This window comes from Chryseobacterium lactis (genome assembly GCF_003815875.1).
GTDB classification, from domain to species: Bacteria; Bacteroidota; Bacteroidia; order Flavobacteriales; family Weeksellaceae; genus Chryseobacterium; species Chryseobacterium lactis.
Map to the genome: position 1 here is coordinate 3,293,987 of NZ_CP033924.1, position 12,404 is coordinate 3,306,390.

General features: G+C 35.5%; 10 protein-coding genes. 5 read left to right on the top strand and 5 right to left on the bottom strand.

The genetic code is table 11. The features are described 5' to 3' along the window. Positions 1-96 precede the first annotated feature (96 nt). Entirely contained in the window at positions 97-1,317 is a 1,221-nt protein-coding gene (locus EG342_RS14595; RefSeq protein ID WP_103294394.1) for an IS4 family transposase, read from the top strand. Between the two features lie 150 nt (positions 1,318-1,467). On the opposite strand, the gene EG342_RS14600 is transcribed toward EG342_RS14595, so the two are convergent. Next, positions 1,468-3,072: a S8/S53 family peptidase gene (locus EG342_RS14600; protein ID WP_103293451.1), complete on the bottom strand. Its 1,605-nt coding sequence runs from the start codon at positions 3,070-3,072 to the stop codon at positions 1,468-1,470. Positions 3,073-3,160: 88 nt separating this feature from the next. On the opposite strand from EG342_RS14600, the gene EG342_RS14605 reads away from it, so the two are divergent. The 4 genes from EG342_RS14605 to EG342_RS14620 all read left to right on the top strand — a co-directional run bounded on the left by EG342_RS14605 (position 3,161) and on the right by EG342_RS14620 (position 7,004). After that, positions 3,161-4,285: a DegT/DnrJ/EryC1/StrS family aminotransferase gene (locus EG342_RS14605; RefSeq protein WP_103293450.1), complete on the top strand. Its 1,125-nt coding sequence runs from the start codon at positions 3,161-3,163 to the stop codon at positions 4,283-4,285. A 455-nt stretch (positions 4,286-4,740) separates the two neighbouring features. Then, on the top strand, positions 4,741-5,760 hold the full coding sequence (gene galE / locus EG342_RS14610; RefSeq protein ID WP_103293448.1) for a UDP-glucose 4-epimerase GalE: 1,020 nt from the start codon (positions 4,741-4,743) through the stop codon (positions 5,758-5,760). Positions 5,761-5,773: 13 nt separating this feature from the next. Then, the gene (locus EG342_RS14615; RefSeq protein WP_103293447.1) at positions 5,774-6,538 is read left to right on the top strand and encodes a methyltransferase domain-containing protein; all 765 of its coding nucleotides are present in this window, start codon (positions 5,774-5,776) and stop codon (positions 6,536-6,538) included. A 13-nt stretch (positions 6,539-6,551) separates the two neighbouring features. Continuing rightward, complete coding sequence (locus EG342_RS14620; RefSeq protein ID WP_103293446.1) at positions 6,552-7,004, top strand: adenylyltransferase/cytidyltransferase family protein; 453 nt, start codon at positions 6,552-6,554, stop codon at positions 7,002-7,004. Positions 7,005-7,047: 43 nt separating this feature from the next. Here EG342_RS14620 and EG342_RS14625 read toward each other — a convergent pair whose 3' ends face one another. The 4 genes from EG342_RS14625 to EG342_RS14640 form a co-directional block, all read right to left on the bottom strand. Next, positions 7,048-9,657, bottom strand: coding sequence for a TonB-dependent receptor (locus EG342_RS14625; RefSeq protein WP_103293445.1), 2,610 nt, complete (start codon positions 9,655-9,657; stop codon positions 7,048-7,050). A 130-nt stretch (positions 9,658-9,787) separates the two neighbouring features. Further along, a complete protein-coding gene (gene mltG / locus EG342_RS14630; protein WP_103293444.1) occupies positions 9,788-10,813 on the bottom strand; it encodes an endolytic transglycosylase MltG in 1,026 nt (341 codons plus the stop codon). 30 nt (positions 10,814-10,843) lie between these two features. After that, positions 10,844-11,611 carry a diaminopimelate epimerase gene (dapF, locus tag EG342_RS14635; RefSeq protein ID WP_103293443.1) on the bottom strand — a complete coding sequence of 256 codons (768 nt, stop codon included), beginning with the start codon at positions 11,609-11,611 and terminating at the stop codon, positions 10,844-10,846. Between the two features lie 93 nt (positions 11,612-11,704). After that, a complete protein-coding gene (locus tag EG342_RS14640; RefSeq protein WP_103293442.1) occupies positions 11,705-12,403 on the bottom strand; it encodes a hypothetical protein in 699 nt (232 codons plus the stop codon). Position 12,404: the final 1 nt, after the last annotated feature.

A 12,404-nucleotide genomic window follows, 5' to 3' on the forward strand; every position in this document is an offset into this window, starting at 1 on the left:
GAGTGGGCTAAAGCCTAGTGGTGGTCGGAAGATTTTTTCTTCCGATTTTCATTTTTGGTTACTTAAGTTTTATCTTTGATAAGTATACTTATTAATATGTCCATTTTCAACGAACACAAAATTTCAGTTTCCCAGTTGTTAAGCTTTATTCCTGAAGCCCTTTTATCCCATCTTTCAGCCAATACTAAAGTAGATCATTATTCTAAAGTTCTTCAAGGCAGAAAGATGTTTTATCTTCTGTTATTTGCCATTACCAGCAGTGAAAAATTAAGCCAGCGAACACTGGAAGACACATTTAAAGATCCTGTATTTAAGGCTTTATTCAATCTTGATGAAACTGAAACTGTCAGACGCAGTTCTATTTCTGAGAGGCTTTCGAAAATCGATTCAGGATACTTTAAAGAAATCTACGATTGTATTTATAATATGTTCTGTGATTCCTATAACCCGGCAGAAAGAGAAAAATATGATTTAATAAGAACAGATAGCACTGTTATTGGTGAAGCCGCTGGAAAATTAAAAGAAGGCATTGCTCAAAACGGAGGTAAGAAATTTATTAAGTACAGTGTCTTATTTGATGGACTACTTCCTTGTGGAGTTGAAATTTACAATACTCCCAAATACTGTGCAGAAGATAATGCTCTTTCTGAAGCTGTATTGCAACATGTGAAAAGAGAAAAAGAACATGCCAATATTTATATTATAGATAAAGGATTGGGTTCTGCCCAAAGAATGAAAGAATTTGATGATAAAGGGGTGTTTTTTGTTATAAGATCTAAAGAAAATAGAAAACATGAAGAAATAAAGTCTTTTATTGAAAAAGATCAGAATATCGACTTAGGAGAAATTGTACTGATAAAAGACAGTTTAGTAAAGCTATATTCGTCAAAACCTGTCCCAACTCAAAAAGGGAAAACTTATAATAAAGAGGAACAAATTGAAACACATTTCAGATTGGTTGTAGTAAGCAGCAAACAGCAACCTGAAAAAGAATTTTGGTTTCTGACCAATGACTTTCAAATCTCTGCAAAAGATATTGCGAATTATTATCGAAAAAGATGGGATATTGAAGTTTTTTTTAGATTTCTAAAACAGGAACTTCATGCAAGTCATCTTCTTTCACTCAATAAAAATGGTATAGAAGTAATGATTTACATGACTCTTATTACAGCTATGCTTATACTGATCTATAAAAAAGCAAATAATATAGGATATAAAACAGCCAAAAGAAGATTTGCTATGGAGATAAGAAACCTTGCCATATCCATATTAATAATAGGGGCAGGTGGAAATCCTGATAAAGTCTTTAAAACTTAAAATAAAATGGTCGGACATTCTTCCGACCACCACTAGGCTTTAGCCCGTTCTTCTATTATTAATCAAATCCATTGGCTTTAGCCAAAACATATTTTCGGGTAGTCATTGAAGAGTCCAGACTTGTGAAGATATGAGTGCTAAAAAATATTTTTACTCTCTGATGAATTTCTCATAATACGACTTATTTTTAATCTGAACTTTCAGATAATAAACTCCTTTTGAAAAATCTGCTATGTTTATTGTTTTTTGATTCTTATTTTTTCTGATCAGTCTTCCCAGATTGTCATAGATTTCCAATGTTTGAACTTCATGTTCTGTAGCAATATTCAAAATATTTTTAACAGGGTTGGGGAAAATACTGAACTTTTCTTTCTTCAAAATTTCAGAAGTATTCAGAACGGTGTTATAAATGCTGCCAAAATTGAGTATACCGTATCCCATTTGGTCTGTATGATTTGGATAAAGAGAAGCCGTTTGTCTTAGCTTTGTTCTGATTTGTTCTCTGTTCATATTGGGAAATGCCTGAATGAAACAAGCGACACCTCCTGCAGCAATGGGAGTGGAGATAGAAGTTCCATTAACGGTTACGGTAGCATTATCTACCACGGTTGTCGTATTTGTTCCGTGAGCACTTCCATCAGGTTTTATTACTCCAAGAGAATTAGGTCCATAAGAAGAGAATACTGAAGAACTTCCTGCAGAATCCACTGCTCCGATAGAAAAAACATTGGCGTTGTCTGAAGGAGTCAAAAGATAATGCCATGGCTTATCGCCTGAATTTCCGGCTGCTACCAGTACAAAAATTCCTTTTTCCACGGCAATCCCGGCAGCTCTTGCTATGAAGGAGGTGCTTCCGTTCATATCTGCATAGGTATAGCTGTATTGAGGATCATCAAAAACATTATATCCTAGGGATGAGGTAATGATTTCTACGCCCTTTCTATCTGCTTCTTCAGCAGCTTCAATCCAATATAATTCCTCTTCCGGGACTTCAACCAAAGAATTTTCAGTCCGATAAAGATAGAACTCTGCATCCGGAGCCGATCCTACAAACAGGTTTTCAAGATAGCCTCCCATAGCACCCAAAATGGCTGTACCATGTGCGCTTAAAGTGCTGTTGTAGATGTCCGTAGTTTTGGTAACAAAATCATAACCGGCTTTAATCTGATTGTTGGCCCATAATCTTGAAAATGCAGCTCCTGTATTTACCGTTGGAAATCCCGCATCAATCACTGCGATTGAGATTCCTGTCCCGGTATAGCCTGCCAGATGAAGTGGTCTTATATTAACCTGATCAATTTGTGTAGTACCGGAACCATAATTAAAATTCGTCAGTGTCTTATGAGTTGTTATATTATCATTCCACTTTTGAGCTGGTGACATTTTTACACCTGTAGAATTATTTCTGGCAAAACTTTCTACCGATAACACAAAAGGTTGAGCCTGCAATGTGGCTATTTGTGCAGGAGTAGCATTCACTGCCGCTCCATTGAGCCATTTGGAATAATCCGTCACCGTAAAACCTAGATTCTGAAGATTCTGAAGATAAGATTGTTCGATAGGAGCATCCTGGTCGTTTAATGGAATTCCCAACGTAGAGCGTCTGGTGAGGGATTTTTGACTCAGCTCTGAAAGTGGATTGGCATAAAAAGCCGCTTTATTAGGCTTATCGGTAAAATGTACAAAAACCAGTTTTGTTTGAGCCGATACACCGAAATAACCTGTTAAGAAACAAAAGAGTAAAAGTTTTTTCATAGCATTATTTTGTATAAAGATAAAAACAAAATCAATAAAATTTTTGATAGGATTTTAAATTCCTTATTTTTACAGAAATATTTATTATATGAAAAAGATTCAGATGGTTGACTTGCAAAGTCAGTATTACAAAATAAAGAATGATGTTGACAATGCAGTTTTAAATGTAATGGATTCGGCAGCTTTTATCAACGGTCCTGAAGTAAAGTCTTTCCAGAATGAATTGGAGTCTTATTTAGACGTGAAACATGTGATTCCATGTGCTAATGGAACTGATGCACTACAGATTGCCCTTATGGCGTTAGATCTGAAAGAAGGAGATGAAATCATTACTGCTGATTTTACGTTTGCAGCGACAGTGGAAGTCATTCACTTGCTAAAATTAAAATCTGTATTGGTGGATGTTGATTACGATACATTTACGATTTCAACTGAAGAAATAAAAAAAGCGATTACTCCAAGAACTAAAGCCATTATTCCGGTACATATTTTCGGACAATGTGCTAATATGGAAGAAATTCTAAAAATTGCTGAAGAGCATAATCTGTACGTTATTGAGGACAATGCACAGGCAATTGGTTCAGATTATACATTTTCTGACGGAACAGTAAAACAAGCCGGAACAATGTCTACAGTAGGAACAACTTCTTTCTTCCCTTCAAAAAACCTGGGATGTTATGGTGATGGTGGTGCGATCTTTACCAATAATGATGAGCTGGCTCACCGTTTAAGAGGAATTGTAAACCACGGAATGTACGAAAGATATTACCACGATGAGGTAGGAGTAAACTCCCGTTTAGACAGCATTCAGGCTGCGGTTTTAAGAAAAAAGCTTCCGCATCTGGATTCTTACAACGAAGCAAGAAGAAAGGCTGCAGATTACTATGATGAAGCATTCGAAGGGAATCCAAACATTCTTACTCCTAAAAGATCTGAAAACTCTACCCACGTATTTCACCAGTATACATTAAGAATCCTGAACGGAAAACGTAATGAGCTACAGAAATTCCTTACAGAGAAAGAAATTCCGGCAATGATCTATTATCCGGTAGCATTAAGAAAACAAAAAGCATACTTCCAGGAAAGTAACGATGCTGATTTTGTGAATACAGATAAGTTATTGGATCAGGTAATTTCCCTTCCAATGCATACTGAATTGGATGAAGAGCAGTTGAAGTATATTACAGATGCAGTGCTTGAGTTTATGGGATAAAAAAGATGAAGGAATTTTTTCTTAAAGGTAAAAAGTATAAATTCTTTTTAGGGTTTCATCTTTTTATAGTAGGAATTTATTTACTCTATTTGATAAATACGGTAATGTCCTACAATTCCTTATCTTATTCTAAATACTATAAAGAGAGTATTTTTGAAAATATTCTGAAATACTCTTTTTACATAATTGTGAACCTAATTGCAGGAATAATTATTTTTTGCAAATTAAAATATACAAAGGTTATTCTCAATTTTTTTGCAGTAGTAATCCTTATTTTGGTTTGTTTTGCTAATTATACCTTAATTAAAAGTTACATTAACAATTCATATTACAACTTTGTAATTATTTTTAATACATTAGTTATCGGTTTTGTTCTTTTTTATATCTTTTATTTAAATCATAGAGAAATAGAAAAAAATGAAATAGAAAATATAGGAAAACACGAAGATTAAAAAATGGCAATACTTGTTACAGGTGGACTTGGATATATCGGTTCCCATACAGTGGTAGAACTTATCAATAGCGGCTTTGATGTTGTTATTGTAGATGATTTATCCAATTCAGAAAGGTTTATTTTAAATAATATTGAGGAAATTACAGGCAAAAAACCCGTTTTTTATCCTTTTGATTTAAAAAGAAGAGAGCTTCTTACTCAGGTTTTTGAAGCTCATAAAATTGAGGGTTGTATTAATTTCGCAGCCTCAAAGGCAGTAGGAGAGAGCCAGATAAAGCCTGTGGATTATTACGAAAATAATTTATTTTCGCTGATCAATATCCTTCAGGAATTTAAAGAAAGAGAAATCTCCAATTTCATTTTCAGTTCATCATGTACCGTATACGGACAGGCAGATACAATGCCAATTGATGAAAATACTCCTTTGAAAATGCCTGAAAGTGTATATGGCAAAACAAAGCAGATGGGAGAGGAAATCCTGGCTGATTTTGCAAAAGCATATAATCGCAAAATATCAATTTTAAGATATTTTAACCCGATCGGAGCCCATCCATCTGGTAAAATAGGGGAATTACCCATTGGGATTCCTAATAATTTAGTACCTTACGTTATGCAGACTGCTTCGGGAGTGCGTGATAAATTAAGCATTTGGGGTGATGATTATCCAACGGAAGATGGAACAGCAGTTCGTGATTATATCTATGTTGTAGATCTGGCAAAGGCTCACGTTGCAGCTCTAAAAAAACTGATAGAAGATCAGTCTTCCGAAGCGGTGATTGATACTTACAACTTAGGAACAGGAAAAGGTTCTTCAGTACTGGAAGTGGTAAAAGCTTTTGAAAACGCAAACAATGTAGAGGTTCCTTATCAGATTTGTGAAAGAAGGGATGGTGATATTACCATTGCTTATGCAAATCCTGCAAAAGCAGAAAAGGAGCTTGGATGGAAGTCTGAAACCTCATTGGAAGAATCTTTGAGAACTGTCTGGGAGTGGCAAAAATACCTGAACTCAAGAAACTAAAAATATTATCATTATGGCTTGGAATCCTGAAGTATACGATCAGTTTAAAGAAGAGCGTTCAGCGCCTTTCTTTGATTTATTAAAACTTGTTGAGTCAAAGACCGGTTTATCCGTCATCGATTTAGGATGTGGAACCGGAGAACTGACCTCTAAGCTTTTGGATTACCTGGAAGATTCCAAAGTGTTGGGCATAGATTCTTCAGAAGAAATGCTTGAAAAAGCAGCTCATTTTGCAACAAGCAGACTTCATTTTGATAAAAGAAGCATCGAAGAGCAACTTCATCTTGGAGATGCTTATGATCTTATTATTTCCAACGCCGCCATACAGTGGTGCAGCAATCATAAAGAACTTTTTCCAAGGATTATCAGTAAAATTAAACCAGGCGGACAATTGGCGGTACAAATACCATCCAACCATGAGTATATCGTACATCAACTGCTGAGAAAAATTGCAGGTACAGAACCTTATAAAACAGCTTATAACTCCTGGGAAAGAGAATATACGGTCTTGAAAATTGAAGATTATGCCCGTATATTATTTGATCACAACGGAAGAGAAATTACCGTATTTGAGAAAGTGTTTCCTCATGTCCTGGAAAATGCTGAAGCAGTATTTACCTGGGCTTCCGGAACAGCTATGCTTCCGTACATTGAAAATCTTCCGGACGACTTGAAAGAACAATTTAAAAAAGAGTATAAAAACGAATTACAAAACACCTTCCCTGAATCACCGGTCTTTTATCCTTTTAAAAGAACATTTATTTCAGCGAAGTTTTAATTTACACATTAATATGAAGACACAAAGAATAGGTATTACATTTTCCTCATTTGATCTATTACATGCAGGACATATCAAAATGCTTGAAGAAGCTAAAACCGTTTGCGACTATTTAATCGTTGGACTTCAGATCGATCCTTCACATGATCGCCCCAACAAGAATAAGCCAAGCCAGACTATTGTTGAGCGTTATATTCAGCTAAAAGCGGTAAACGCTGTAGATGAGATTATTCCTTACTATACAGAAGAAGATTTACAGGATATTTTAAAGTCTTTCGTCATTGACGTAAGAATTATCGGTGATGATTATATGGACAGAGATTTTACAGGTAAACAATACTGTGAAGAAAAAGGAATAGAAATCTTTTATAACAAAAGAGACCACAGGTTTTCCACCAGTGATTTAAGAAGAAGAATTTACGAAGCAGAAAAGGATAAATATTCAAAACCTGAATCCGTAAAATAAAAGAATAAAAAAATCCCGAAGTAATTTTCGGGATTTTATTTTGTTACATTGGGCCACCTTGTTGGTCGTCGCCTGCTGCATTAGAATTAATATCTTTTTTCTTTTTAGCCTGTTCTATTTTCTCTCCCTGTTTAAATCTGTAGGTTAAAGAAATAGAAAATTGTCTTGGCTGCCATTGCATATAATTGCTTCGTGTATAATCGCTGTTGAAACTCAATACTTCTCTGCTTCTGGTGTTGAAGATATCCTGGATATTAAAAGAGAGCGTTCCGTCTCCTTTCCAGATGGTTTTTGAAGCTCCAAAGTTCAGTGCATACATATCCTGTGTATTCTGATTCGCTGTTTTTTGTGCCCCTCTGTAGAATCCTTGCAATTGTACACTTAAAGTTTTATCAAGCTTAAATGTTGTATTAAGACGTGCTCTCGTAGAGAAACCGTTCCCTGTAAAGTTCATAGAACCTGTTTTTGCCACGCCATTTACATCTTTTGCATCATAGTAGGCAATTCCAGTCGTTTTGTATCCGAACATATCCAAACTACCCATTATTTTCAACCATGCAAAAGGGTCATAAGTAAAGTTAAGATCCAAACCATAACGATCATCATTTCCAAGGTTGATAGGTTTTGTATAGAAAACACTTTTACTTTCATCAGGTCTGTATACAAGCATTTTAGTATCATCAGTAGCATGTCTGTAATACAAAGTAGGATTGATGGTGAATTTCTTTCTCGTAATGTTATATCCAACCTCATAAGAGTCTACATAGGATGGATTCAGATCAATATTTCCTTCAAAAATGTTCTGACTGTTGCTATAGTTTGGAAAAGGGACCATAAAGAACGATCTCGGTCTGTCTATTCTACGGGAGTAGTTAACCAAAATCTGATTGTTTTTGGAAACGTCATAGCTTAAAAATACACTTGGAAACAGATTGTTGTAATTCTTTGTCTTATCTATTGCGGGTGTATTAGGGTTTTGATTGGCGTAATTAATCTTAACATTCGAAAGCTCATCTCTCAAACCTAACTGATATCCAAAGTTTCCGATTTTACTTCTGAACTGAAGATAAAAAGCATTGAATATCTCTCTGTAATCAGTGTTGTTATTATAATCCGGAATAAATGGATTATCAGACGTACTGCTTACAAAATTATCATATGTATTATCATTAACATCTAATCTATATCCTGCTTCAAATTTGGAATTTTCTCCTATCGGTAACTCGTAATCAGCTTTTCCGATAATTGTTTTACTTACAGAATGTCTTCTGGTAATATCTTGTATATCGGGTCTAAGATCATTGGTTTCAAGAATGTCTGCATTATTATTGCTTCTGTTTCTCTGTACACTTAATGATAAAGATAAATTCTGTCCCTTATCATCAAATTTATGATCCAGTCCTACATCTCCCTGAAATGCCAGGTTGTTAAATACACTCTTGGAATCCCTTAATCCATGAGGGTTCAAAAGGCTCCATTTTCCTGCTACAGTCTGCAGATCCAGTGGATTATCTCTGAAAAATCGGTAGAAACTGTCATAGGTATCCAATAATTCATTCCCGTCTCCCTCAAATGTTCGCACTAATCCTGTTAAATTGATGGATGTTTTTTCAGAAAGATCATATACAAAACCTGCACTTGCATTATAATTTTTGTTAAAGGTTTTATTGGTTGAATTTTGCAGCTGGTGTACAGGGACGTCATTTGGGATTTTCTCCTTTACAATGGTCGGGAAAGCTATATTATGATAAGTCGTTTCCGAATTATTCTTAGTTCTGTTTTCTGTGTAGCCGCCGCCGCCATTCACAAACCACGTCCAGTTATTTTTTCTCCAGCTTAAATTCGTATTAAGAGCTGTCCTTGGAAAATATCCCAGAGTTCCTACGACACTCCCATTAAAGCCTATTTTTTTGTTCTTTTTAAGAATAATATTTAAAATACCCGAAGTACCACTGGCTTCAAATTTTGAAGAAGGGTTGGTGATTACCTCAATTCTTTCAATCTGATCAGCAGGAATACTTTGCAATGCATTGGCTCCGTCATCAATGCCAAGAAGGGCAGAAGGCTTTCCATTGATCAGAAACTTTACATTAGTGCTTCCACGCATAGATACAGTACCGTCAGTATCTACAGAAACGGAAGGTACATTGGTTAATACATCCTGAAGACTACCTCCTTTACTTACGATATCCTGTGAAGGATCGTAGGTTTTTTTATCAAGTTCTACTTTAAAAGGTTTTGTTGCAGAAGCTGTGATAACAACCCCCTGTAGTTCCTGGGTTTTTCCGTCCAAAGTTGTTGTAGCTTCGGGTTCGATGGATAATGCTCCGATGTTTCCGCTTGCCGTAATGTTTTTGCTGACTACACTTTTCTTGTAATCAATAGCCTCTACCGTAATGTCGTAATCTCCCGGAGCCAGTTGTAGCTTGTACTGTCCTTTTTCGTCAGTCAGTACAGCGTCACTCAAAGTTTTGTTGGCTTTATTGCTAAAAGTCACAGAGGCATAGGGTACCGGTTGATTTTTTTTGTTAACAATACTTCCTGAAATTCCTGCCTTTTCTTGCGCAAAAGCCATTGCTGCTGCCGAAAGTACCAACGTAAGTCCTAAAGTTTTTCTGGTGAAAATATTGACAATTTCTGTCTTATTCTTCATAGGTTATTTTTTTGTATAAAATCATGAAGGGATAACCCCTAATACTTTGAGTTTCCTTAGTGTTTTGATTTTCAAAATATTATGATCGTTTATTATTTTTAGCTGTATAAGTTTTAGGTGCTTGCTGAGCCTATTTTATATTTTTTGAATTAAGCCAGTCCTGATAGGCTTTTGCATTCACAGCGTGTTCTTCTGCACTTGCTGTAAATTTGTGATATCCAAATCTTGCAGGATCGGCACACATAAATATATAATTATTGTTTTCTGCATTTAAAACAGCATCTACTGAATTCTTATCTACCACACAAATCGGTCCCGGAGGAATCCCAGCATTTGCATAGGTATTGTAAGGAGATGGAGTAGACAGATGCTTATATAAAACCCTTTTGATGGATTCCTTAAAATTAGTCTGCTTATTGATGGCATAGATCACCGTAGGATCAGACTGAAGTTTCATGCCTTTTCTGTATCGGTTTAAATATAATCCTGCAATCGTTTTCATTTCATCTTTTTTTCCTCCGGATTCTTTATATACAATAGAAGCAAGGGCATATATCTGATCTCTTGTCAGACCCGATTGCTGTTCTTTGTTTTTCCTTTCACTCGTCCAGAAGTCATTATACTGATCTTCAAACTTGGCGAAAAATTCTCTTGGGCTTACTGTCCAGAAGAAGTTGTAAGTATCGATGAAAAAATATTTTTTTAAATCTTCAACATTTTTATAACCTTTCTCCTGAGCAATACCATGAAGATCACTTACAAAATGCAAAGAGTCCAGCTCTGTTTTTTTTGTCACCTTGCCAATCATCTGGTACATATCTCCAAAATCTCCGATTCTGAAAGAATTTGGAGTCTGGTTTCCGGCCTTGATCATATTGACAAGATCCGTGTTTCCTTTACCACTTTGGATATGATAACGACCCGCTTTGAAATGAGCATTAAGACCTTTATCTTTAGCTACTGCTTCAAAAGATTCCTTATCTTTAATATAAGGAGCAATAGAATCCAGAATCTGATTGAATCCCGCTTTATGAGAAATCAAAATGTAGCCGTCTTTTTCTACATTGTTCCCGTAATATTTATTATAAAATCTCAAACCAAAAAATCCTGCCACTACAAATACAAGCAGAATAACAATGAGAATACCTTTTTTCATTCTTATACTATTGATTAAAAGTTTTTGTTTTTAAAGAATATCTACCTTGCCTCTAAAAACCTGCTTTGCGGGACCTTCCAGCCAAATGTTTTGGAAAGATTCTCCGTTTTTTTCAGCATATACTTTAAGGTTTCCACCTAAAGTTTTAACTTTTACAGAAGTTAGATGATCTTTTTGTAGAAAGGTTAAAGCAGAAGCCGTAACTCCGGTTCCACAGCTGTAAGTTTCATCCTCAACGCCTCGTTCATAGGTTCTTACGAAAATTTCATTTTCAGAAATTTTTTCTACAAAGTTTACATTGATTCCTTTTTCTTTATAATTTTCTGAATTTCTTATGCCGTATCCTTGCTGATAAACATCGAGGTCATTCAGGTTTTCTACATATTTTACATAGTGAGGAGAGCCGGTATTAAGAACAGAATCATTTCCGTCATGAGAAACAGTATCTACATTGATCATCTTTAATTTGATAATTCCATTATGAATCTCTGCCTCATGCTCACCATCTGTTGCAATGAACTTACATTTATCTTCGAAAATATCAAGGAAGAAAGCAAAGGCAACGAGGCATCTTCCGCCGTTTCCACACATGGTACTTTCGCCACCATCAGAATTATAATAAACCATCTTAAAATCATAGTCAGGATCGTTCTCCAATAGAATAAGGCCGTCGGCTCCTATTCCAAAACGTCTGTCACATAATTTCTCGATGATTTTTTGATCTTTAGGAAATTGGAGGTCACGGTTATCTACCATTACAAAATCATTTCCCGTTCCCTGATATTTATAAAATTCCATATTGTTTTTTGTCTTAAATGAAGAAGCAAAATTAATATATTTAAAATGAAAAACGAACAGTGTTAACTGTTCGTTTCCTTATTTATAATCGTTTTATCTAAAGCCTCCGCTGTTCTGTCTTTCTGAACTGCCGGAGCTGCCCGAATTACCTGAACTGCTTGATCCGCTTCGGAATCCGCTACCGCTTGATGGTTCTGATCTGTAAGTATTATTGCTGTTCGAATTGCTGTTGTTACTTCCTGATCTGAATCCCCCACTGTTGGACTCTGTACTTCTCTGGTTATTTTGGAAACCACTTCCTTGTCTGTACCCTCCGTTATTTTGATTTCCCTGATTGTTCTGATAACCGCTGTTGTTTTGGTTTCTGAAACCGCCACTGTTGCTTCTATTGCTGTTAGTATTACCTTTATTATAGAAACCGCTTCCATTGTTGCTGCCTCCATTGTTATAGAAACCGCTACCACTATTAGTCTGACCTCTGAAACCATCAGGTCTTGAGGTTGATCCTGATCTTCTTTCTACATATACTTTTCTTCTTGAATTATTAGAATTATAGTAGTAGTAAGGAACACCGTTGTCATAATAATAGTTGACATTGTTTCTGTAATAATATCCATCATTTCCGTAATATCCACCGCTTCCATAATATCCGGAAGGAGCGTAATAAGATCCATTGTTATAATATGGATCGCCATAACCGCCATTATACCCGTATCCGTCTGAATATGCCAAACAAGATGTTAAACTACTAATAGCAATAATGCTGAATGCTATTTTTAATAAATTTTTCATG